Origin of the sequence: Pseudomonas sp. 22082 (genome assembly GCF_052046055.1) — a bacterium.
GTDB classification, from domain to species: domain Bacteria; phylum Pseudomonadota; class Gammaproteobacteria; order Pseudomonadales; family Pseudomonadaceae; genus Aquipseudomonas; species Aquipseudomonas pharyngis.
On the sequence record NZ_JBQEQB010000001.1, the window covers coordinates 323,698 to 345,953 of the forward strand.

Below are 22,256 nucleotides of genomic sequence, written 5' to 3' on the forward strand. Positions count from 1 at the left end.
GGGCCTGATTTTTATCGAGCCCGGCCGAATGCAGCCGGGCCGCCGACAGCCGATCAGTAATCCCAGAACGCTGCAATCCAGCGGAACGCATCGCCATCGACCGCCACTCGACCTACCGACGGGAACGGCAGATGGGTGGCGACAAACCACTCGCCACTCGCCGCCGCCTCACGCATCAGGCGTACGCGGACACGCACCGACTCTTCAGGATCATGCTCGAAACCGTTGTGCCATTCCGGATGCTCGAAGGCCACCGGAAACAGGGCGTCGCCGGCAAAGGTCAGGCGTTCGCCGCCCGAGTTGACGTAGACAATACTGTGCCCCGGCGTGTGACCGCCGGTGAGTTTCACCACCACCCCCGGCGCCACTTCGTATTCATCCTCGAAGGTGCGCACCTGGCGGCGGTAATCGTTGATGAACTGATTGGCCGTCGCGCGCAGAACGTCAGGCACTGGCGCCGGCATGACGGTCTGGGTGAAGTCCGGTGTCTCCCAGAACTCGACCTCTTTTGCCGAGACGTGAATGCGCACGTCCGCACGCAACCGGCTCTTCACCTCGTCGACCAGCAGACCGCCGACATGGTCCATGTGCATGTGTGTGATCACAATGTCAGTCACGCTGGCCAGATCGATGCCCGCCGCTTCCAGCCGTTTCGGCAACTGGCCGGCCCGGGGGAAACCGGGAAACTGCCCGCCCAGTCCGGCGTCGACCAGAATGATCTGCTCGCCGCTGCGCACGACCAGCACGTTGAGTGCCCAGTCAAACGCGTCCGGCCCCAGGAACATGTCCTTGAACCAGGCGGCGCGAGCCTGCGGGTCGGCATTTGTGGACATGGTCGAGGTCGGCAGCGGCAGCACGCCGTCGCTGATCACCACCACGTCAATGTCGCCGACCTGCAGTGCGTAGCGCGATGGCACCAACTCCTGCGCCGGAGCGAATGGCTGGCGGGTGACGGACGCCTGCCGGTCATCGGTTGCGTTGGTTTGATTGGAGTGATTCAGATACGTTGACATGGTCGCTTTCCTCTTGGCTGAGTCAAAATTTCCCGGACGAATGCCCTTGCTGGCGCAAGCGCTGAATGGCGCGCCTTGAAATCGAGTGTGCATCGCGACCACGACGTCCAACACCATACGCGGGTATAGGGCTTGAACCACATCGACCGAGTAACGCCGCTGTTGAGGTGGCTGTGGCCCATACCAATGTATATTCGCGCTCCTGCCCGCAAACACCGAAACTACGGCGCACCGGATCGCCGAAAAGCGGGCGATCATCAGGTCCCTGAGCAGTCATGAACTCTATTTTTCACCATCCCGACCCTCTCACCTGCTTGCTCGCGCAACCGCGCACGCTGGTGTTCCTGGCGTATCCGCAGATGGGCTTGCTGGACCTGACCGGCGCACAAACCGTGTTCTGGGCCGCATCCAAGGCCATGGCCGAACGCGGCTTGCCTGGCTACGCGTTGCACACCGCCAGCCTGGACGGCGGATTGATCGCCACCGCCGAAGGGCTGTCGGTCAACACCTTGGCCCTGCGCACCTTTGACGAGACAACCATCGATACGCTGATCGTGCCCGGTGCGCCGAACATCCGTCAGGCCATGCTCGACAATGTTGCGTTGGTCGACTGGCTGCGCGCGGCGTCGGCCAAGGCCAGACGCACCGCCTCGGTGTGCAGCGGCACCTTTCTGCTGGCCCAGGCCGGGCTGCTGGAAGGCTTGCGCGCAACCACCCATTGGGGAATGTGCGACATGCTCAAGGGTGGTTTTCCGAGTGTCGATGTCGACCTTGATGCGATCTACATCCAGCAAGGCAACGTCTGGACTTCCGCCGGGGTCACCACCGGAATCGACATGGCGCTGGCTCTGGTCGAAGCCGATTGCGGCCGCGCCGTAGCGTTGAAGGTGGCGCGGGAGCTGGTGGTTTTTCTCAAACGTCCTGGCGGTCAGGCGCAGTTCAGCCAGTTGCTGCAAGCGCAGATCGACGACAGAGGCTGCTTCGAAGAATTGCACCTGTGGATCAGCGAAAACCTCGGCGACCCGCAATTGAGCGTCGAATCGCTGGCCCGACAGGCGCAGATGAGCCCGCGCAATTTCGCGCGGGTCTACAAACGCAAGATCGGCCGCACGCCGGCCAAGGCACTCGAGCTGTTTCGCCTGGAAGCGGCGCGACGAATGCTCGAAGACTCTCAGCGCAACATCGACCAGATCGCACAGTTGTGCGGGTTTGGCGACGAAGAACGCATGCGCGACACCTTCTACCGTCACCTCTCGGTCTCGCCCCGGGAATACCGCAGCCGGTTCTCGCGCTGACGCCACACAGCGCAATGGCGCCGGGCTCGCAGACGTTCAAATATGGTCGCTATACACACGTATAAGTACGCCGCCGAACCGAGCGGCGTATCGTGCGGCAATGGCGGGCGTCCTTGACGGGCTACCCGAGATCAGCCCTGGTAAAGCAATGTCCCACACCGCTGTTGTATCGGTTGTCGATGATGATGAGTCCGTGCGCATGGCGCTGGACAGCCTGTTGCGCTCTCACGGCTACACCGTGCAGTTGTACCCGAACGCGGAGGCTTTTCTGGCGATGAAGGCGCCGCCCCGCCCTGGCTGCATCATCTCGGACATCCAGATGCCCGGTCTGTCCGGTATCGAGATGTATGATGAGCTGTGCGCCCGAGGCGTGCGCATCCCGATCATTTTCATCACGGGCTACCAAGGGCGTCCACCACGGGTCAACGCCGCATTCCCCGAGCCCCTCGCCTATTTCCCTAAACCCTTCCCGTGCGGCGAACTCATCACCTGCATCGAAAGCGCATTCAATCGCGCCGTTTGACGGCCCTCTTTCTATACCTGTGTATACCGAACCCCATACCTAAGCATGTCGGCACTGACCCTATGTAGAAGTGTCTCGCCGCACCTTCCCCGATAGCATCTTCCCCAGCGAATCGAACCGGCTCTGCGGTTGTTCACAACCACCTGCTTCGTGCAGAGCGGCAGACGGTCACGCATGAACGGACAAGCCGTTCAACGACCAGAATTTCCACAGGAGTCATCCGATGAAACAGCACATTTTAGTGATAGGCGCAGGGTTTGGTGGCGTCTGGAGCGCCCTGAGCGCCGCACGTCTGCTGGACCAGCATGATCGTAACGACGTGCAGATCACCGTCCTCGCACCCCAGGCAGAACTGCGCATCCGTCCGCGCTTCTACGAGCCGGATGTCCACAACATGAAAGCGCCGCTGGGTGAACTGTTCGATGCCGTGGGCGTGAAATTTGTCAAAGGCATCGCCGACAACATCGACACCGCCAGCAAGCAAGTGACCTACAGCGATGCCTTCGGCACACAAAGCACGCTGAGCTATGACCGACTGGTGTTGGCCGCCGGCAGTCGCGTGATTCGCCCACCGCTCAAAGGCATGATCGAACACGCCTTCGATGTCGATCAGATCGAAGAAGCCGCGCGCCTCGAAGCCCATATCAAGTCGTTGAAGGACCAGCCGTCGAGCGCTGCGCGTAATACCGTGGTGGTCGCCGGTGGTGGTTTTACCGGGATCGAAACCGCCACCGAAATGCCGGCCCGCCTGCGTGCCGCACTGGGTGACGATGCGCCGATCAGGGTCATCGTGGTGGATCGTTCGCCGCAAATCGCCGCGACGCTGGGTGACGGTATTCGCCCGTCCATTGTCGAAGCGTCCCGAGAGCTGGGCATTGAATGGGTAGTCGACGCCTCGGTCGCCTCGGTGGATGCCGGCGGCGTGACCCTGGCCGACGGTAAACGTATCGAGTCCAACACCGTCATCTGGACTGTTGGCTTTCGCGCCAGCCCGCTCACTGAACAGATTCCGGGCAGCCGTGATCCGCAAGGTCGCCTGCACGTCGACGGCCACTTGAAAGTGCTGGGGCACGTGGATGTCTTCGCTGCCGGCGACGTCGCTTATGCCGCTACGGATGATCTCGGAAACTACGCCGCGATGTCCTGCCAGCATGCGATCAGCCTGGGCCGTTATGCCGGCAACAATGTGGCCGCTGACCTGATCGGTGTCGCACCGGTCACCTACCGCCAGCCCAAGTACGTGACCTGCCTTGACCTCGGTGCCTGGGGCGCGGTGTTCACCGAGGGCTGGGACCGTCAATTGAAACTGGTCGGGCAAGAGGCCAAAGACCTCAAGACTCAGATCAACACCGTGTGGATTTACCCGCCGGCCGCCGATCGTGCAACCGCACTGGCCGCGGCCGACCCGTTGATTCCGGTGGCCTGATCACCCGACGCTTCACACTTCCCTATCGCTGCGCATTCCCAGGCGCCCGCCACGGTTTTTTTGGCGGGCGCTTTTTTTATGCAGAACTCACAAAGCGTCGGGCGGCAATAAACGGCACTCTAGCGTTGAGTCGATGGCTCCGCTGCCAGAATGTCTTCCAGAAAGTCGATGAACACATTGATACGACTGGAGCCCCGGTGATTGGGCAGATACAACGCATTGATGCAGCAGCTCGCATTACCGGGGTTGACTTCATAACCCTCCAGCAGCCGCGTCAAACGACCGGCCTCGACATCGGCGCGCACCAGCCAGTCCGCCAGCAGGGCCACCCCGCGCCCCGCCACCGCGGCTTCGCGCAGGATGTCGGCGTTGTTGCTTTGCAGGCGGCCATGCACATTGAGCTGGATGGTTTCCTCGTCGCCCTGGAACGTCCAGTGCTGGTGCGAACCCGCGTAGTCGAAGCGCAGGCATTGATGCTCGAGCAAGTCTCGTGGATGCGCCGGAACAGCGTGACGGCTCAGGTAATCCGGACTCGCCACAATCCAGCGCTGGAATCCGCCCACGCGCTTGCTGACGATATCGTCACTGACCACCGACGATCCCAGCCGCACCGAGACATCGATCTGCTCGCTCAGCAGATCGCTGACCTGATCGCTCAACGACACACTGATTTCAAGCCCCGGATGGCGGTCGAGCAATACCCCCAGTTGCGGTGCAATGATCTGCCGGCCGAACTCCACCGGCACACTGATGCGCAGGCGTCCTTGCGCCTCGCTGCCACGGTCGGCGACAACCGCGTCGGCCTCATCGATGGCATCGAGAATGGCCAGCGCTTTCTCGAAATAGGTTTGGCCGGCGACCGTCACGCTGGTGTTGCGTGTCGTGCGGTTGAGCAGGCTGGCGCCCAATTCGTTTTCCAGCCCCGCCACCTGGCGTGTCACCGAAGAGGTGGAGATGCCGAGTTTGCGTGCCGCCGAGGAATAACCACCGCAACGGACGGTTTCAACGAACATCTTCAGTGCCAGCAACTTGTCCATAAGTGGAGCCCGATCGAAAGGAAACGGTGATGATTGTGCATCACCGTTCGCCAATCGTCTTGTAGGACCGTGCTTCATCGGACTCAGCGGTGCCTGCGGTTCAGGCATCGGCCTTGCGGCTCAGGAACAGCGCCAGGGCCAGTGCTGGCAGCAACGCCACGGTCACGGCGGACAGGTTCCAGCCGAAATGCTCGTAGAGCGGACTGGCGACCAGCGATCCCAGCGCGCCGCCGACGAAGATGCTGGTCATGTACACGGCATTCAGGCGGGCCCGGCTGTGAGGGTCGATGGCGTACACCTCGCGCTGGCCCAGCACCATGTTCAGTTGCACGGCGAAGTCCAGCAGCACCGCGCAAACCACCAGCCAGACATAACTGCTGCCCGGCAGCGCGGCGATCAGCAACGAGACTGGCGCCAGCAACAGTGCCACGAGCGTCCCGCGCCGACCGTGCCCGGCATCGGCCAGCCGTCCGGCAATCGGCGCTGCGACCGCGCCGACGGCGCCGACCAGGGCAAATATCGCCACCTGTGCCTGACTGAAACCGTGGTGCCGCATCAGCTCAATCGGTGCGAGGGTCCAGAACAGGCTGAAGCTGGCAAACAGCAAGCCCTGATACAGCGAACGCTGACGCAGAACCGCGTGCCGACGGGCCAGCGCAAACACCGAGCCGATCAGCGCCACGTACGTCGCCTGATGGCTCGGGACGCGGCGCGGCAAGGCAATCGCCGTGATCAGGGCGATGACGGCCATCAGTGCCGCCGCGCTGAAAAACACTCCGCGCCAGCCGAACACCTCCACCAGCAGACTCGACAGTGGCCGCGACAGCAGAATGCCCAGCAACAGGCCACTCATGATGTTGCCCACCACCCGGCCACGGCTCGCCTCGGGCGCCAGGTGCGCGGCCAACGGCACGAGGATCTGCACCGCCACCGAAGTCAGGCCGATCAGCAACGACAGGACCAGGAACATCGACGGCGAGTGCGTCAGACCGGCGCACAACAGCGTCACGCTCGCCGCCAGGGTGAAGCCCACCACCAGCCGACGGTTTTCCATCAGGTCGGCCAGCGGCACCAGCAACAGCAGGCCCAGCGCATAACCGAACTGCGTGAGTGAAACGATCAGACTGGCATTGGCACTGGACAGGCCGATCTGCGGCGCGATCAGTTCGACGATCGGCTGAGCGTAATAAAGGTTGGCCACGACCGCGCCGCAGCAGAAAGCCAGGAACGCGACCATCAGGCCGGAAAGAGAAGCGGATGGTTCGGCCTTGGCCGCCGCTGCCGGATTGCCCGTAAGCATGATGACACCTCAATGAGTTGGGAAAGTGACGCCAAGGCTAAGGGTCGCGCAGGCCTTCGAGTATCCATCCCAAAGGCAATTGAGTGATGCGCCAAATGCAACGACCCTCGGCGTTGCACTTGGCGCAACGTGCTATTGCGCGGTCTGGCAATACTCGGACGTTTGCACCTTCTCTACCCTTGGGCACCTGGCGCAGGGCTTTGCATCGGCGCCCTTCCCCGGTCGTTCAAGGAGTTGTCGAAGATGCCGAATCCGTCCCTCACGCCCACCGCGTGCCTCTTGGGCCAACGCTCATGAACGGCCATTTCATGAGATCCAGAGCGCTGTGGGTCAGCGCGGCAGCCCTCGCGTCGATCGGTGCAATCGCTGCCCTGGCGCTGATGTGGCGGCCGGCAATTGCGCCGGTCGAACGCCCGCAAACCTTCGACTCCGCACAACTGCAACGCGGCGCGCGCGTCGTCGAGGCTGGCGACTGTGCGGTGTGTCATACGCGGCCCGGCGGCCAATACCTGGCCGGTGGATTGCCGCTGGTGACGCCGTTCGGCACCCTCTACAGCACCAACATCACCCCGGATCCACAGACCGGCATCGGCCAATGGTCGCTGCCGGCCTTCGAGCGGGCGATGCGTGAAGGGATCTCCCGCGACGGCCACTTCCTGTACCCGGCCTTCCCTTACGTTCATTACCGGCGCATGACCCAAGACGACATCGCCGACGCCTATGCGTACCTGATGAGCGGCCCGGCCGTGGACTCGCCGCCACAACAGAACCGCATGAACTTCCCGATGAACATCCGGCCTCTGGTGTCGTTCTGGAACCTGCTGTTCCTGCATGGGCAGCCGCTGACGCCACTGGCGGAGCAATCGCAGGCGTGGAATCGCGGACGTTACCTGGTCGAGGGGCCCGGTCACTGCGCGGGCTGTCATTCGCCGTTGAACCTGATCGGCGCCGAGAAATCCGGCGAAAACCTGGCCGGCGGCAGCGTGGATGGCTGGGTCGCGCCGTCACTGCTGGGCATGGCGCACCGTGCAAACCCGTGGAGCAGCGAGCAACTGGTGAGTTACCTGCGGGCCGAAGTGGTCGACGGACACGGCACGGCGGCGGGCCCGATGCGCCCGGTCAGTCTCGGTCTGGCGCGCTTGCCCGTGGAAGATGCTCAGGCGATTGCCGAATACCTGCTGAGTCTGCCGGCGAAGGCCACAATCAACGAGGTCCCCAACGCCAGCGCCAGCGCTGAACCTGCGGATCGATCCTCTGGCGCGTTGCTGTTCGCCAGTGCCTGCGCCGGCTGCCATGCCCAAGGCGCGCCGATGCGTGACATCGACGGCCGCCCGGCACTGGATCGCACCTCGGCACTACAGGCCGCCAGCCCGCGCAACTTTGTGAAAACCGTACTTGAGGGCATCCCGGCAGAACCCGGCCAACCGGGACCGGTGATGCCCTCGTTCGCCGCCAGCCTCGACAACGCTCAACTCGACGCCCTGGCCGTCTACCTGCGCCATCAGGCCAGCCCCGACCAACCGTGGACCGACCTTCCTGCCACCCTCCAAGCGCTACGTCAGGAGACGAAATGACTCAGATCACCCTCAACGTCAACGGATCTTCCCGGGCTCTCGAGCTGGAACCGGACATGCCGCTGCTCTATGCGCTGCGCAATCACCTGGGCCTGAACGGCGCCAAGTACGGGTGTGGCCTGGGCCAATGCGGCGCCTGCACCGTCATCGTCGATGACCAACCGGTGTTTTCCTGCCTGACACCCTGCGCCGGCCTCGAGGGCAAAAAGGTGCGGACGGTCGAGAGCCTGGGAACAGCCGAACGCCCCGGCTCCCTGCAGCAAGCGTTCATCGACAAACAGGCCGCTCAATGCGGTTACTGCATCGCCGGCATGTTGATGCGTGCGCAGTCACTGCTCGAAAGCAATCCGCATCCCGACGAGCAGACCATTCGCGAACACATGGCAGGCAACCTGTGCCGCTGTGGCACGCACTTGCGCATCATCGAGGCGATCAGCCTGGTCGCCCGGCAAAACGGGAGTGCGCAATGACGACGATCAATGAGGTCGATCAAAGTCGCCGTGCGTTCCTGCGCGGGGGCGCGCTGCTGGTGGCGTTTGCTTTGGTGCCGGTCTCGCGCCGCGCCCTGGCTGACACCGAAGTCGATACCCTCGGCACGGTCGTCCTGGCGCCGGACCTGCCCGGCAGCCTGCGCACCAACCCCTGGCTCGATGCCTGGATCCGCGTCGGCCACGACGGCATCACCGTCTACACCGGCAAGGTCGAACTGGGCACCGGGGTCAAAACCGCGTTACTGCAAATTGCCGCTGAACGGCTGGAGGTCGCCCCGACCGCGATCAACCTGCTCACCGCCGATACCGCACTCACGCCGAACGAAGGCTACACCGCCGGCAGCCACACGATTTTCGACAGCGGCACCGCGCTGTTCAACGCGGCGGCACAAGTGCGCGAGATGCTGCTGGAATCGGCCGGGCGCAGCTGGAACGTTGCGCCGGCACTGCTGACGACTCGCGACGGCAGCATTCTCGGCCCGACCGGGCAACACATGTCCTACGCCGACGCCGTGCAGCAGGTCGATCTGCACCGCTATGCAACGTCCGAGTCACCCTCGATGCCGCCGGCGTCGTTCAAGCTCATCGGCCATTCGCTGCCACGCCTGGACATTCCGGGCAAAGTCAGCGGCGGCGCCGCGTTCGTGCAGGACATTCGCCTGCCGGGCATGCTCCACGCCCGGGTCATCCGCCCGCCGCGTCCCGGCTGCACGCTGGAAGCCATCGATATTGAATCGATCAAGACGCTGTCCGGGGTGGTGCAGGTGATTCGCGACGGCAATTATCTGGCCGTGGTCGCGCGGGACGAATGGCAAGCGATCAAAGCCATGCGTCATGGATACGCCTCGGCGCGCTGGAGCGGCGGGCAGGCGATTCCCGAATCGCGCGACATCCATGCGCTGCTCAAGCGCCTGCCCTCGCGTCGTTATCCGATCAGCCATGAAGGCACGCCCCAAGGCAAGACCGACAACGAATATCGCGCCCGGGTGACCAAGCAATATCTGATGCATGGCTCGATCGGTCCGTCCTGCGCCGTGGCCTGGTTCAAGGACGGCACCCTCACCGTCTGGACCCACACCCAGGGCGTATACCCGCTGCGTGCCGGGATCGCCGAAATGCTGCGGCTGCCGCCCGACCGAGTGCGCTGTATCCACACTGAAGGTTCCGGCTGTTACGGCCATAACGGCGCAGACGATGCCGCGGCCGACGCGGCGCTGATTGCCATGCGCGTACCGGGCACGCCGGTGCGGGTGCAATGGATGCGCGAGCAGGAAAACCTTTGGGAGCCGTACAGCTCGGCGATGGTCACCGAAGTGCAAGCCAACCTTGACGCACAGGGTCGGCTGCAGGACTGGAACTATGAGCTGTGGACCACGCCGCACAACGAACGCATCGTCAACGCCGGGCGCTTGCTGCCCGCACGCCTGCTGGCCCGGCCGTTCGCTTCCGCACCCTCGGTGCCGATCGCCCAGCCTGAGGGCGATGGCGATCGCAACGCGGTGCCGCTGTACACCGTGGCCTCCTCGCGGATCGACATGAACTTCGTCACCGAGATGCCGTTCCGCACTTCAGCCATGCGCTCGCTGGGGGCGCACATCAACGTCTTCGCCATCGAAGCCTGTATCGACGAGCTGGCCGCCAAGGCCGCAGTCGATCCGGTTGCCCTGCGCCTGGCACACCTGACCGATCCTCGGGCACGGGCGGTGGTGGAAAAGGTTCGCGATGCCGTCGGCTGGGCGCAAAAAAGCAGTGAACCCGGCGCAGGCCTTGGCTTCGCCTTCGCGCGCTACAAAAACATCATGGGCTACTGCGCCATCGCCGTGCGTCTGCGGGTGCATCCGCAGACCGGCGAAGTGCAGATTGACCACGTCGTCACCGCAGTGGACGTGGGGCAGATCGTCAGTCCCGATGGCCTGCGCAACCAGGTCGAGGGCGGGATCGTGCAGTCCACCAGCTGGACGCTGTATGAAAAGGTCGCCTATGACGCCGGCGGCATCCGCAGCTACGACTGGAGCGGCTACCCGATTCTGCGCTTCTCGCAAGTGCCCAAAAAGGTCGACGTTCACCTGCTCGACCAGCCGGGGCAACCGTTTCTCGGTGCCGCCGAAATCGTCCAAGGCCCCATGGCGGCTGCCATCGGCAATGCAGTGGCGAATGCCACCGGCCGGCGTTGGCTGAACCTGCCCCTGACCCGCTCGCAACAGCCTTCCTGAACCGCGCCACGTTGCATTTCACGCAATGCAGCGTGGCGTCGCGTGCGGATTATCAAGCACCGGACAGCCGCTTAACGTAGGGCCATCCGGTGTCGGGCCAAATGTCCCGACACCGCCCTGCCGATCCTTTTCGAAGACTGGAGAACCCCCATGACACAACAACTGTTCCGCCCCATCGCCCTCGGCCCCTACACACTTCCCCATCGGGTGGCGATGGCGCCGTTGACTCGCTCCCGTGCCGGGCAACCGGGCGACATCCCGACGTCCATGAACGCCGAGTACTACCGCCAGCGGGCGAGCGCCGCGCTGATCATCACCGAGGCGACGCAAATTTCCCGTCAGGGCCAGGGTTATGCGTGGACGCCTGGCATCTACAACGATGAACAAGTGCAAGCCTGGCGCGAAGTCAGCCGCCAGGTACACGAGGCCGACGGGTTGATCTTCATGCAGCTGTGGCATGTGGGCCGCGTATCGCACCCAAGCTTTCAACCGGACAACGCACTGCCGGTGGCGCCGAGCGCATTGCCTGTACCGGGCAAGACCTTCATCGTCGATGCCGAGGGCAACGGTGTGTGGGGCGACGTGCCAGTGCCGCGCGCACTGCAGGTTTCGGAAATCGCCGACATCATCAGCGACTACCGCCGCGCCGCCCGCAATGCGCTGAGCGCCGGGATGGATGGCGTGGAAATTCACGCCGGCAACGGCTATCTGCTGGACCAGTTCATCAACAGCAACAGCAACCAGCGCACGGACGGTTATGGCAGCACCCTGGAAAACCGTGCGCGCCTGTTACTGGAAGTGGTGGCGGCCGTGGTCGACGAAGTCGGTGCCGACCGTGTCGGCGTGCGCCTGACGCCCATGGGTCGCTTCATGGGCATGGGCGATGAATCGCCGGAGGCCACATTCGGCTACATCGTGCGTTCGCTGAACCGCTGGAAGCTGGCCTACCTGCACCTGGTCGAGCCGGCGGTGGTCGGCACCGTCAAGGACGAAAATTTCGACCCACGCTGGGACGCGATCATCGCTCAGTTGCGTGCGGCATGGGATGGCGTGCTGATGATCGCCGGCGGCTACGACCCCGAGTCGGCGGAACAGGCCCTGGCCGACGGTCGTGCCGACATCATCGCGTTCGGCCGACCGTTTCTGGCCAACCCCGATCTGCCTCGGCGAATCCGCGAGGGCCTGACGCTCAACGCACCGGACCCGAGCACGTTCTTTGGCGGCGATCAGCGTGGCTACATTGACTACCCGTCCCATGCCTGACCCGCTGACCGCAGGGTGCTGACCGAGGGAATTTAATAACTCTTCAGGATTGTTTAAGGACTTTAAAGGGCGTCGACGCAGAGACTTTGCACAACGATAAGGAGAGCAAACATGAGCCCGCAATCGCTGATTTCCGACCATCCACGCCCCCTGATGCGCCCGCTGGGATCGTTGACCAGTTGGCAGGAACGTCGCGCCAAGGAACTGATGCTCAGGGACCTGAGCCGCAGCGCGCGCATCAGCGAGATCGCCGGCCTCTGCAATCTTTCGCGCAGTCATTTTTCCCGTGCGTTCAAAAAGAACACCGGGTACTCACCGCAGGAGTGGTGGCTGAGGATGAAGATCGAGAAAGCCAAAAGCCTGCTGATCACTTCGATGCCGATCACCGAGGTCGTCTACGAATGCGGGTTTTCGGACCATTCGCACTTCACCCGCACCTTCAACCGCCTCGAAGGCATGCCGCCCCGAGAATGGCGTCGCGCCTTCGTCGCCAACCGCGCGCCCATCGCGCTTCAGTTGCCTGCCATCGAACTCGACGCTGCACTCTGGAGCGTGCACAACGCTGGGCACGCCCACCCCTCGCACGCGTGACCTGACCGAACCTGACGTTACCCGCTCCTCCCCTTTGGCCGCTGATGCGGCCTTTTTTTATTCGGCGCCAGCCGGTTCCAGCGGCAGGTCGAAACTGAGTCGGGCACCCTGCTCGCTGTCCTCGATCAGCAACGTCCCGCCATGTGCGCCGATCACCGACCTGCAGATGGCCAGGCCCATTCCCATCCCGCTGCCCTTGGTGGTGTAAAAGGCATCGAATACCTGCTCGCGCTGAGGCACGCCAATCCCCGGCCCGTTGTCCTGGAACGTCACCCGCACATGGCCGTCCCTGACGGTGGAGCTGATGACGATGCGCCCATCCGGCACCCCGGCGCCGGCGATCGCCTCCATCGCATTGGTGATCAGGTTGTACACCACCTGCTGGATCTGCACCGAGTCGACCCACACCTGACATTGCGCTTCGAGTCGGGTGTGCAGGGCAACGTTGCGGTTGGCCAGTTCGGTCGCTGTCAGTTGAACGACACCACTCACCAACTCGTCGATCTGCACCGGCAAGCGCTTGAGCGGCGCCTGCCTGGCCAGTGCGCGCAACGCCTGGACAATGTCGGCGGCCCGCGTGCTGTCCGAACGAATGTCTTCCAGGCCCTGAATCGCCTCGTCCAGATCGGGCTTTTCACGCTTGAGCCAGCGCAGGCTGGCCGAGGCATTGGATTGAATGCCAAGCAGCGGCTGACTGATCTCGTGGGCGATGGAGGCTGAAAGTTCGCCCATGACCTTGAGGTGCGAGTTGCGCGCCAGTTCGGCGCGGGAGCTGCGCAGATCCGCTTCCATCTGCGCCCGCAGGCGGTTGTCTTCCACCAATTGCGCATACAGCCGGGCGGTCTCAAGCGACACCGCTGCCTGCGAGGCAAGAATTTCCAGCATGGTCAGCCGTTCGGCATTGAACAGGCCGGGTACCAGGCTGTTTTCCAGATAGACCAGACCAATCAACGTGCCTTGTCTGAGCAGCGGCAGGCACAACATCGAGCGGGTCTGCCGCCGACGCAGATCGGCGCCATAGGCTTCCGGGCAATCGACCCGCACATCGTCGAGCATCAGGGGCGCACGGGTACGCATCGTTGCATTGAGCACCGACGCAGGCGCCAGCGCTTCAAGCGCCTGATCGCTGTCCAGCGCAATCAGCAGATTGCCGGCTTCCATCGACGCGGCGGCCGCCAGGCGCAGGTCGCCTTCAGCGACCATCATCAGCACGCCTTGGTCAGCCCCGGCCTGAACCATCAGGTGGTTCATCAAGGTCTCGACCAGCCGATCCAGCAAGACCTCCTGGGACAGTGCCCGCGCGGCCTCGATACCCGCCTCCAGATCCAGCCGGCCCCGGTTGATCGGTTGTGAAGGTTGCGAAGCGGGTTCCGTGCGCAGAAACGGATGGCGGTTTTCCAGTTGCCGCGCCTTGGCGCTCGCCCCCCAGAGGTCGTAGCAATCCCGGGCAAAACGCAGGTGGTGATGAGCCCCCGAGACCAGCTCATTGGACATGCAGACGTCGGCCAGTTGCTCGTGCGCCAGTGCCTGTTCGTGAACGAAACCGGCGGCGGCCGCTGCGATCTGCGATTGATCGAAGCAACGGATGGCAATCAGATCCTGACCGCGCAAGCGCGCGATCACGCCCTCGATCAACAGCAGTTTGTTGCGGAACGTCGCCGGATTGAGCGCGGCCCATGCAAGAAATCGCTGGCGTTGCTGCTCAAGCATTTGCAGCTTTCGCTGAACGTCACCCGGCACTTGCGCACTGGCCAGTGCGAGGCTGCGAAAGAGATGGTAATCGGCAAGATTGATATGCGCCGGAATGGACCAGGCCACCGTCGCAGCGTCTTCGAAACGCCGCCAGGCATACAGCGCATCACCTGCATAAAAGGCCGACATGCCGGAATACAGCCACGACAGGAACAACGTCGACTGCGAAACACTGGCGCGATCAATGGGGCCGAAACGGTCGTGTTCCACGCCCTCCAGTTCAGACAGCGGCCGCACGGGGCGACCGTCACGCAGGTCGATGGCGAACGCCTGCTGCGCCAGCAAAATGCGTTCGATATCGACGTAATTGAACTGCCTCACCCAGGCCAGTCCGTGCTCCAGTTCGTCCAGCACCTTTTGCAAGGGTTCGCCCATGAACAGCAGGTCGGAAACGATGTGATTGCAGGCATAGCAGGACATGCCCAGGTCACCCCCGGCCTGACCGCACTCGAACGCCGCGAGCGCTGTCTGCCGGGCATACGCCATCGGCCGGGTCCATGGGCTGACCTGATCGAGCGCCACCAGGGTGCCTGTGCGGCCGGCCTCATAGCCATGCAGGTCAGTCAGTTTCAGGGCGACTTGCGCAAATGCCAGTCCGTCCACGTATTCGCCGAAACGCTCGGCGATCATCACGCCAAACCATGCAAATCCGTAGCCACTGCTTGGCGTAGTGCCGTGCTCGAGCGTGAGTTCGACCATTTTCGCCAGGTGCAGCAAGCGGAGATCGTCATCGACGAAGAACGAAGGAATCAATGTGCCGAGCAGCTCCATGGCCGCCTCGATCTGCGCATCCTCAGCCTTGGGCAAATGAACCAGATCGGCGATCGCTCGCGTGCCGATCAGGTCGCGCACCTGCGCAAAGGCCCGGGTCAGATGGTCCACGGGAGGTTTGCGTTGCAAGGTGATGCCCAGCAGCGCCAGGCCGGTCAAAGCCTCGGTGATCGCCCCTTCATAGTCGGAGTGCAGCGTGCGCAACGTGGCACGCAAGCGATAGGTTTTCGCGCGGTCCGCGTCCGTGAGCGCGTGGTTCAGGCAATCATCGAGACGTCCCTGGGCCCCCGCCAGATCCGCCAGCAGCATCGCGCACTCGGCAGCGAGCCACGTGCTGGCGAACGCTTGCGGATAGAGGTGGGTCCAGCCGCTCTGACCAAGGAGGCGTTCGGCCGTCTGCAGATAATCCGCCGCCAGTTGCACGGCGGCCGAATCCCTCGCGCGCTCGGCAGCCTCGACCAGGACATCAATAAACGCGGCGCGCTGCGGCTCCATCAGTGCAGCATCGTCGACACGCTGGATCTGACCGGCAACCTCGAACACGCGCTCATGGGCCTGTTCGCCCCACAGGTCCAGCATGGCAGCGGCGATGCGCGCATGCTCACTGCCACGCCCCACCGGCGAAGGCAGCTGACAGGCCGCCTCGAGCACCCGGTCGTGGCCGAACACCAGTTGCGCGCCGGCGCGCAGCAGCAATCCCCCCTCGACCAGACTTTGTACATCACGCGCCAGTTGCACCGAATCAAACGGCAACAACCGGCCCAGCAGCGACTCGTCACAGCGACCGCCGATGTAACCCGCCGTGCGCAGGACGTCTCGTTCGGTCAGTGTCAGACGGTCCAGTCGCTGCACCATCAACTCGGCGACGTTGTCGGCATAGCGATAGCTGTCCACGTCGCTCTGGTTCCAGACCCAGCGATCCGCCGCCGCGTCGAAACGCACCAGACGCTCATCGATCAGCGCCCGCAACACCTGACTGACGAACAGCGGATTGCCGGCCGTTTTCAAATGCACGACCTGGGCGAGCACTTCAATGCTGGTGGGATCGGTGTCCAGTTCTGCGGCCAGCAGTTGCGCGACGGCGGACACCGACAAGGCGCCCAGCGTGATGTGAATACCGGGCAATGCCTGTTCGCCGCGCAGCACGTCGAGTATGGCGTCCTCCCGCGCAAAGGCCTTCGACCCGCTGTCCCGGTACGCCAGGATCAGTACCAGATGCCGCGGTGGCCGGGCGAAGAAAGCGCGCAGAAACGCAAGCGTCGAATCGTCCGCCCACTGCACGTCATCCACGAAAAGCACCAGCGGCCGCCCGGGCTGAGCAAACACCTCGAGCGCATCGAGCAACGTGCGATTGAGCCGCTCAAGTGCGTGCCGGGCGGGCATGTTGGGTAATTCCGGCGTGGCACCGATCACCAGTTCGGCCTCGGGGGCCAGATCCACCAGGATCCTGCCGCGCCCCTTGAGCCGTTCAATCAGTTGCGCGCCGAGGGTTTGCAGTTCCAGTGCGGGTTTGCCCAGCAACTGAGTCATCAGCGAGCGAAAGATTTCCGCCAGAGGCGCATTGGGGATTTCCTGCTGCAACAGGTTGATCTTGCCGCTGGCCCAATAGCCGGGAACCAACGGCCGCACGCCCTGATGGATCAGGGTTGACTTGCCCGCCCCCGGTGTACCGCCCACCCACAGCACGCGGGCGATACCGTCGCTGCGCACCTGGCTGATCTGCTCGAGCAGTTGTGCGCGCTCCGCCTCCCGACCAAACAGCACCGGGTCGTCAGCAATGGATGGCAGTGCATCGAAGGTGCCCAGCCTGAAAGCCTTCACATGGCCATGCTCCAGCCATTGCTGACGGCACCAGACAAGGTCAGTGGCCATCGACTCCATGCTTTGATAGCGAGCACCCGGCTCCTTGGCCAGGCCTTTGAGCAACACGCGACAGAGGCCTTCCGGCAGGTCGGCGACATGCACGGCCGGCGATGCCGGCTGGACCGCGGCATGCACATGCCGCCAGTGCGAAGGGTCGCGCGCCGTCAGGGGCGGCTGGCCGGTCAAGGCGTGATAAAGAATGCTCGACAGCGCGTAGACATTGCTGCGCTCATCGAAACCGGCGCCATCGCGCCGAACCTGCTCGGGGGCCAGATAGGGCCAGTGCTCCAGCGCAGGAAGCTCGGCGACGGCGCCCGCCTGCTCGTCGGTGTGATAACCCAGAAGGCTCACCGAATCATCGGCGCCCACCCGCAAGTGCCAGGGCAACAGATTGGACTGTCGTGTGCCGGCCCTCCCGGCATTGACCAGCGCATGGGCCGCGGCGACCGCGATGGCAAGCAAGCGGCCCGGCGGCAGGCCAGGCTGACCGAGCAGATCAGACAGGGCCACGCCCGTCTCGGGGTAGACCAGCAACGGCCCTTCTGCCGAACGGATGAAGGCGACGGGACGGATCGCCCAGGCTGAATCCGGGCGCAGATGAAAGTCCCGTTCCAGACGCTTGCCCACGTCAGGACGCTGGATCGGTGCGCGGGCGGCCAGCCAGCGGAAGTCCGACCGAGGATCGTGGATGGTGAACCAGGTCAGGTCGTTTTCCCGGCGCAGCAGCTCGAATGCACAGCCCTCCAGCCAGGCGTCATCCGGCACGACATCCGGGTTGCAGAGGGCTGGAGAGGAGGAAAGTCTGCCGGGCATTCGCTGTCACCGCTCATTATTCGTTTCAGGCCTGGCGCAGGAGTATACGCAAGGCTCTGGCGCAGAGGTTTCGTGGTGATGCCCATGTCCGCATCCGGCACCATCATGGCCGTCGAGCGCCCGTCCCGACCGGTTGCAGAGATTGAAAAACCACCGGCCTTATCCCTCGGGATAATTGCATTGTGCGAGGTCGTCGCCTAGCGTGTCGTCCTGATGAACCGGCGCCCTGTGCCACTCACTCGACACCACGCAGAGAACCGTATGATCCGACTCGGCCAAGCGACTATTTCCCTGGAGCGGCGTGAAGCCTTTCTTGACGGACGGCCGCTTCGCGTGGGAGGACGGGCATTCGAACTGCTGTCGGTGCTGATGCAGGCCGATGGCCGGATCGTCAGCAAAGATGAATTGCTCACCCAGGTCTGGCCCGATACCGTCGTCGAGGAAAACAATCTTCAAGTGCAGATCTCATCGCTGCGCAAGTTATTTGGAGAGAATGAGATCATCCAGACGGTCCCGCGCCGAGGTTACCGATTATTGAAAGACAGTGCCCCTTCCCTGCCCCCGTTCCACCCGGTCGCTGCGAGCGTCCCTGCAACAGAGGTTCAGCCTGCGATTGATCCGGACAGCGTGCCGGTGTTCATCGTGGACGACGAGGCTTCCGTGCGCACGTCACTCAGCCGTCTGCTGCGGGCCGAAGGCGTGCCCCACCGGATCTTCAATTCGGCTGAAGAGCTGCTTGGCGCTGACCTCGAGGCCGGGCCGGCCTGCCTGTTGCTCGACGTCAGCCTGCCGGAGGCGACCGGTCTGCAGCTGCAGTCGACGCTCGGCGAGCGAGGACATCCATGGCCGGTCATTTTCATGACCGGTTACGGCACCATCCCGATGTCGGTACAAGCGATGAAAGCGGGCGCCGTCGAGTTTCTGACCAAGCCGTTCGACGACGACCAGTTGCTGGCCATCCTGCAAGCGACCCGCCAACGCGCAGCGGTTGATTTCCAGCAGTGGCAGCGGGTCCAGAGCGTGCGCCAGCGAGCCGCCCTGCTGACGCCACGGGAGCGTGAAGTGTTGCCGTTGATCGTTGCGGGTCTGTCCAACAAGCACATCGCCAACAGGCTGGGCACCAGTGAAGTGACGGCCAAGGTTCATCGCAAACACATCATGGTGAAAATGCAGACGCGCTCGCTCGTCGGGCTCGTCGAGCTGTATGGCCTGATCAGCGCGCCGCCACCGTCCGGCGTGCAGAACCCTTCATGAGTCAGGACACCGACACGCCCGCGCTCACCGTCAGCGCGGTTATCGTCTGCATCGTCGACGACGATGCTTCCGTACGTAAAAGCCTCGCCAACCTGCTGCGCTCCGCCGGTTACCACGCGCGGTTATACAGCGGTGGCGAGGATTTCCTGGCGCAGGAACATTTCGAGGACATTGCGTGCCTGTTGCTGGACCTGAAAATGCACGGTTTGTCAGGGATCGAGGTGATGCAGGCGCTGGCGTCCCGAGACAGGAAATTCCCGGTCATTTGCATGTCCGCCCATTGGGACGACGCCGCCCTGGCCGAGACCCGTCGCTACAATGCCTTCGCCTGCCTGGGCAAGCCGTTCTCCGGTGATGTGCTGCTCAGGGCCGTGGAGTCGGCACTCGAAAACGACAGTTGAAACGGTCGTTCGCCGCGTCCCACGACTTTGGCTGCACGCCAGATGCAAGAAGGCCTGCCAAACCGGCAGGCCTTCTTCGTTTTCGCGGAGCGTTACTGCTTGAGAATCAGCAGTGGCTCGCCCTTCTTGACGATGTAAGTCGCCAGTTCGGAGCCCTTCTCGTTGCCAATGTTCTTGGCGATATGCGCCACGCCCGCCGGGATGAACAGCGAATCCCCCGCCTTGAGCGTCACCGGCGCCTGGCCTTCGAGCCGGTACTCGAAGGTGCCGCTGATCACGTAAGCCACTTCCACACCGGGATGCGCATGGTTGGGCGACGTGACGCCCGGTTCGAAATCGACGCGAGCCTGGATCACCTCGCGATCCGCAGCACCCAGGTCCTGTCGGACCAGATCGGTACGGCTCAGGCCTTGTTGCCAGTTCTTCGCCGGGGCGGCAGATGGGGTGTCAGCCGCGTGGGCGAGGCCGGTCAGCGAAACGAGTACGGCGGCAGCGGTCATCAGAAGTGTGCGGCGCATGGTGTTGTCCTCTTGGAAGTAGTGATGTGTTGGCCACTACTTTGAGCGGGGCATGTACTCGGGATGTGTTCTGAGGTCGGGGTTTGTTACCCGATTGTGTACGGCGGCGGGATTGATACACGCGCATACAACTCACAGCACGTCTGACAGCCATTGCCTGAATGCCACGATCTTTTTCGACTCGGCATTTTCATGGGGCGTGACGAGGTAGAAGCCGGAAGCGGATTTCAAGCGCAGATCAAACGGCGCCACCAGCCTGCCCGCGCGCAGATCGTCATCGACATAGGTCGAGCGACCGATGCACACGCCCTGCCCGTCAATTGCCGCCTGCACCGCCATCATCGCCAGGTCGAAGGTCAATCGCGGGCCTTTGGCCGTCAGCGGTGGCTGGCCTGCCGCATGCAGCCAGTCGTTCCAGTCATTGGCGGTCACGCCGCTGACTTGCAGCAAAGGGTGATGGGCCAGGTCCACCGGCGTATTCAACGGTTTGTCGCCGGTCAGCAAGCGCGGGCTGCACACCGGAAAGATCTCGTCGGACATCAACCAGTCGGCCCGCAGCCCCGGCCAGTTCCCGTCGCCGTAGCGGATCGCCGCATCGATGCCGCCCTTGCGAAAGTCCACCCACTCGGTGGAAGCACTGATCCGCACATCAATCTGCGGATGCGCCTCGCGAAACGATGGCAGACGCGGCAACAGCCATTTGGACGCCACCGACACCAAAGTGCTGATGGTCAGGACGCTGTTGTTGCTCGACTCCAGCAGCTTTTCAGTCGAGTAGCGCAATTCAAGAAACGCCGAACGAATGCCGGGCAAGTAGGCATTGCCCTCCTCGGTCAACGCCAAACCGTCCTTCAAACGCATGAACAGACGCACGCCGAGTTCATCCTCGAGGCGACGGATCTGATGGCTGATCGCAGTTTGCGTGACGTTCAGTTCTTCGGCGGCGCGGGTGAAGCTCATGTGCCGGGCGGCACATTCGAAGGCGCGCAATCCGTTGAGCGATGGCAGTCGGGACAGCATATGACCTCTTCAGTCCATGAGAATTTGTCATACGCTAGCACCGGATTTGTCCTTTGCGAAGTCGAGCGGCGATGGCGGATTCTGAGGCTCCATTTGCAAGGAGCTCTCATGAAACTGTACTTCGCCCCAATGACCTGTTCACTGGCGCCGCACATCGTATTGCGCGAACTGAACCTGCCGTTCGAACTGATCCGGGTCAACAACCAGACCAAGCAAACCGCCGACGGCCGGGACTTTCGCCAGATCAACCCCAAGGGTTACGTGGCCGCGCTGATGCTGGACAACGGTGAAGTGCTGACCGAGGGGCCGGCCATTCTGCAATACCTCGCCGACCTCGTGCCCGGTCATGCGCTGGCCCCGGCCAATGGCAGCTGGGAGCGCTCGCGTTTGCAGGAGTACCTGAACTTCATCAGCTCGGAAATTCATGGCGGCAGCGCGCCGTTGTTCAGCAGCGAAATTCCGGAAACCACCAAAACCATCTTCAAACACAAACTGTTCAAGCGACTGGATTACCTGAACCGCATCCTCGCCACCCAGCCGTTTCTGATGCAGGCCTTCAGCGTAGCGGATGCCTATCTGTTCACCGTGCTGAAGTGGTTGCCGACATTCAGTATCGCTATCGAAGACTGGCCAGCGCTGGCGAGCTACATGTCGCGCATCGCCGAGCGGCCCAGTGTGCGGGCTGCCATCGCGGCAGAGGAAGCCACGCAACCGGTGCTCTGACACGACCGATTGCGCTGAACGCCCTTAAATGAGCCGGCGCGCAGTCAGGCACCGGACTCCGGATCACTTGCCGGCAGGCCCCGCGCTTCTCGGTCCTCATCATCCTTGGCGGTGCTCGGCGGGTTGGCGTCGGCGCTTCCCGAGCCGTTGCCGTCCTGCGGATGCTCGGATCCCACTGAATCGTTGGCCGCCACATCGCTCATGTCTTCTTCCAGCGGTGCTTCATCGTCCGGCGGCAAGGGGACTGGCGACTCGTCTTTGCGCGGATCATGGCCGGTTTCGTTGTCGGTGGTGCGCGTCACAGCCTGTTGTGACAGGTTGCCGGGTGCATTTTCATCAATGTCCATGGGGTTCTCCGTTCTGGTGCGCAATGTTCGTACCTGAAGGTGTGAAACGAGTGAGTGGTGGTTAGTGC

At 63.2% G+C, this 22,256-nt stretch carries 17 protein-coding genes and 1 pseudogene; 11 read left to right on the plus strand and 7 right to left on the minus strand.

Annotated features, from left to right (window positions below; genetic code table 11):
• Positions 1-53: 53 nt before the first annotated feature.
• A complete protein-coding gene (locus ACTJK9_RS01575) occupies positions 54-1,013 on the minus strand; it encodes an MBL fold metallo-hydrolase (protein WP_064596038.1) in 960 nt (319 codons plus the stop codon).
• Between the two features lie 275 nt (positions 1,014-1,288).
• Between ACTJK9_RS01575 and ACTJK9_RS01580 the strand changes: the two genes are divergently transcribed.
• From ACTJK9_RS01580 to ACTJK9_RS01590, 3 genes are all read left to right on the plus strand, one after another.
• Positions 1,289-2,308 carry a GlxA family transcriptional regulator gene (locus tag ACTJK9_RS01580; RefSeq protein WP_085611789.1) on the plus strand — a complete coding sequence of 340 codons (1,020 nt, stop codon included), beginning with the start codon at positions 1,289-1,291 and terminating at the stop codon, positions 2,306-2,308.
• Between the two features lie 148 nt (positions 2,309-2,456).
• Positions 2,457-2,831, plus strand: coding sequence for a response regulator transcription factor (locus ACTJK9_RS01585; protein ID WP_041475244.1), 375 nt, complete (start codon positions 2,457-2,459; stop codon positions 2,829-2,831).
• A 223-nt stretch (positions 2,832-3,054) separates the two neighbouring features.
• Positions 3,055-4,257 carry an NAD(P)/FAD-dependent oxidoreductase gene (locus tag ACTJK9_RS01590; protein ID WP_440811564.1) on the plus strand — a complete coding sequence of 401 codons (1,203 nt, stop codon included), beginning with the start codon at positions 3,055-3,057 and terminating at the stop codon, positions 4,255-4,257.
• Between the two features lie 119 nt (positions 4,258-4,376).
• On the opposite strand, the gene ACTJK9_RS01595 is transcribed toward ACTJK9_RS01590, so the two are convergent.
• Positions 4,377-5,294 carry a LysR family transcriptional regulator gene (locus ACTJK9_RS01595; RefSeq protein WP_440811566.1) on the minus strand — a complete coding sequence of 306 codons (918 nt, stop codon included), beginning with the start codon at positions 5,292-5,294 and terminating at the stop codon, positions 4,377-4,379.
• Positions 5,295-5,394: 100 nt separating this feature from the next.
• Positions 5,395-6,594: an MFS transporter gene (locus ACTJK9_RS01600; RefSeq protein WP_440811568.1), complete on the minus strand. Its 1,200-nt coding sequence runs from the start codon at positions 6,592-6,594 to the stop codon at positions 5,395-5,397.
• Between the two features lie 308 nt (positions 6,595-6,902).
• Between ACTJK9_RS01600 and ACTJK9_RS01605 the strand changes: the two genes are divergently transcribed.
• From ACTJK9_RS01605 to ACTJK9_RS01625, 5 genes are all read left to right on the plus strand, one after another.
• Entirely contained in the window at positions 6,903-8,168 is a 1,266-nt protein-coding gene (locus ACTJK9_RS01605) for a c-type cytochrome (RefSeq protein WP_440811571.1), read from the plus strand.
• Positions 8,165-8,638: a (2Fe-2S)-binding protein gene (locus tag ACTJK9_RS01610; RefSeq protein ID WP_440811574.1), complete on the plus strand. Its 474-nt coding sequence runs from the start codon at positions 8,165-8,167 to the stop codon at positions 8,636-8,638. Before ACTJK9_RS01605 ends, ACTJK9_RS01610 begins: the two co-directional genes overlap by 4 nt.
• Complete coding sequence (locus tag ACTJK9_RS01615) at positions 8,635-10,872, plus strand: molybdopterin cofactor-binding domain-containing protein (RefSeq protein ID WP_440811576.1); 2,238 nt, start codon at positions 8,635-8,637, stop codon at positions 10,870-10,872. The genes ACTJK9_RS01610 and ACTJK9_RS01615 overlap by 4 nt, the downstream gene beginning before the upstream one ends.
• 150 nt (positions 10,873-11,022) lie before the next feature.
• Positions 11,023-12,135, plus strand: a complete 1,113-nt coding sequence (locus ACTJK9_RS01620; protein WP_440811579.1) for an alkene reductase — start codon at positions 11,023-11,025, stop codon at positions 12,133-12,135.
• 111 nt (positions 12,136-12,246) lie between these two features.
• Entirely contained in the window at positions 12,247-12,726 is a 480-nt protein-coding gene (locus tag ACTJK9_RS01625; protein WP_039772141.1) for a helix-turn-helix domain-containing protein, read from the plus strand.
• A 57-nt stretch (positions 12,727-12,783) separates the two neighbouring features.
• Here ACTJK9_RS01625 and ACTJK9_RS01630 read toward each other — a convergent pair whose 3' ends face one another.
• On the minus strand, positions 12,784-17,838 hold the full coding sequence (locus ACTJK9_RS01630) for a trifunctional serine/threonine-protein kinase/ATP-binding protein/sensor histidine kinase (RefSeq protein ID WP_440811854.1): 5,055 nt from the start codon (positions 17,836-17,838) through the stop codon (positions 12,784-12,786).
• A gap of 348 nt (positions 17,839-18,186) precedes the next feature.
• On the opposite strand from ACTJK9_RS01630, the gene ACTJK9_RS01635 reads away from it, so the two are divergent.
• Together ACTJK9_RS01635 and ACTJK9_RS01640 are read left to right on the plus strand one after the other, a co-directional pair.
• On the plus strand, positions 18,187-19,179 hold the full coding sequence (locus ACTJK9_RS01635; protein ID WP_064596008.1) for a response regulator: 993 nt from the start codon (positions 18,187-18,189) through the stop codon (positions 19,177-19,179).
• Positions 19,176-19,580, plus strand: a complete 405-nt coding sequence (locus ACTJK9_RS01640; RefSeq protein WP_052266604.1) for a response regulator transcription factor — start codon at positions 19,176-19,178, stop codon at positions 19,578-19,580. Before ACTJK9_RS01635 ends, ACTJK9_RS01640 begins: the two co-directional genes overlap by 4 nt.
• Before the next feature lie 92 nt (positions 19,581-19,672).
• Here ACTJK9_RS01640 and ACTJK9_RS01645 read toward each other — a convergent pair whose 3' ends face one another.
• Both ACTJK9_RS01645 and ACTJK9_RS01650 read right to left on the minus strand, forming a co-directional pair.
• Entirely contained in the window at positions 19,673-20,098 is a 426-nt protein-coding gene (locus tag ACTJK9_RS01645) for a cupin domain-containing protein (protein WP_440811582.1), read from the minus strand.
• A 132-nt stretch (positions 20,099-20,230) separates the two neighbouring features.
• Positions 20,231-21,118: a transcriptional regulator GcvA gene (locus tag ACTJK9_RS01650; protein WP_440811585.1), complete on the minus strand. Its 888-nt coding sequence runs from the start codon at positions 21,116-21,118 to the stop codon at positions 20,231-20,233.
• Positions 21,119-21,226: 108 nt separating this feature from the next.
• On the opposite strand from ACTJK9_RS01650, the gene gstA reads away from it, so the two are divergent.
• Positions 21,227-21,841: a glutathione transferase GstA gene (gene gstA / locus ACTJK9_RS01655; RefSeq protein ID WP_440811588.1), complete on the plus strand. Its 615-nt coding sequence runs from the start codon at positions 21,227-21,229 to the stop codon at positions 21,839-21,841.
• Between the two features lie 155 nt (positions 21,842-21,996).
• On the opposite strand, the pseudogene ACTJK9_RS01660 reads toward gstA, so the two are convergent.
• Positions 21,997-22,188, minus strand: a pseudogene (locus ACTJK9_RS01660) (hypothetical protein); the annotation flags it as partial.
• Positions 22,189-22,256: the final 68 nt, after the last annotated feature.

Excerpts from the sequence above, each read along its gene's own strand:
- ACTJK9_RS01575 (WP_064596038.1), bottom strand. The coding sequence starts at position 1,013 with ATGTCAACGTATCTGAATCACTCCAATCAAACCAACGCAACCGATGAC.
- ACTJK9_RS01580 (WP_085611789.1), top strand. The coding sequence starts at position 1,289 with ATGAACTCTATTTTTCACCATCCCGACCCTCTCACCTGCTTGCTCGCG.
- ACTJK9_RS01585 (WP_041475244.1), top strand. The coding sequence starts at position 2,457 with ATGTCCCACACCGCTGTTGTATCGGTTGTCGATGATGATGAGTCCGTG.
- ACTJK9_RS01590 (WP_440811564.1), top strand. The coding sequence starts at position 3,055 with ATGAAACAGCACATTTTAGTGATAGGCGCAGGGTTTGGTGGCGTCTGG.
- ACTJK9_RS01595 (WP_440811566.1), bottom strand. The coding sequence starts at position 5,294 with ATGGACAAGTTGCTGGCACTGAAGATGTTCGTTGAAACCGTCCGTTGC.
- ACTJK9_RS01600 (WP_440811568.1), bottom strand. The coding sequence starts at position 6,594 with ATGCTTACGGGCAATCCGGCAGCGGCGGCCAAGGCCGAACCATCCGCT.
- ACTJK9_RS01605 (WP_440811571.1), top strand. The coding sequence starts at position 6,903 with ATGAGATCCAGAGCGCTGTGGGTCAGCGCGGCAGCCCTCGCGTCGATC.
- ACTJK9_RS01610 (WP_440811574.1), top strand. The coding sequence starts at position 8,165 with ATGACTCAGATCACCCTCAACGTCAACGGATCTTCCCGGGCTCTCGAG.
- ACTJK9_RS01615 (WP_440811576.1), top strand. The coding sequence starts at position 8,635 with ATGACGACGATCAATGAGGTCGATCAAAGTCGCCGTGCGTTCCTGCGC.
- ACTJK9_RS01620 (WP_440811579.1), top strand. The coding sequence starts at position 11,023 with ATGACACAACAACTGTTCCGCCCCATCGCCCTCGGCCCCTACACACTT.
- ACTJK9_RS01625 (WP_039772141.1), top strand. The coding sequence starts at position 12,247 with ATGAGCCCGCAATCGCTGATTTCCGACCATCCACGCCCCCTGATGCGC.
- ACTJK9_RS01635 (WP_064596008.1), top strand. The coding sequence starts at position 18,187 with ATGATCCGACTCGGCCAAGCGACTATTTCCCTGGAGCGGCGTGAAGCC.
- ACTJK9_RS01640 (WP_052266604.1), top strand. The coding sequence starts at position 19,176 with ATGAGTCAGGACACCGACACGCCCGCGCTCACCGTCAGCGCGGTTATC.
- ACTJK9_RS01645 (WP_440811582.1), bottom strand. The coding sequence starts at position 20,098 with ATGCGCCGCACACTTCTGATGACCGCTGCCGCCGTACTCGTTTCGCTG.
- ACTJK9_RS01650 (WP_440811585.1), bottom strand. The coding sequence starts at position 21,118 with ATGCTGTCCCGACTGCCATCGCTCAACGGATTGCGCGCCTTCGAATGT.
- gstA (WP_440811588.1), top strand. The coding sequence starts at position 21,227 with ATGAAACTGTACTTCGCCCCAATGACCTGTTCACTGGCGCCGCACATC.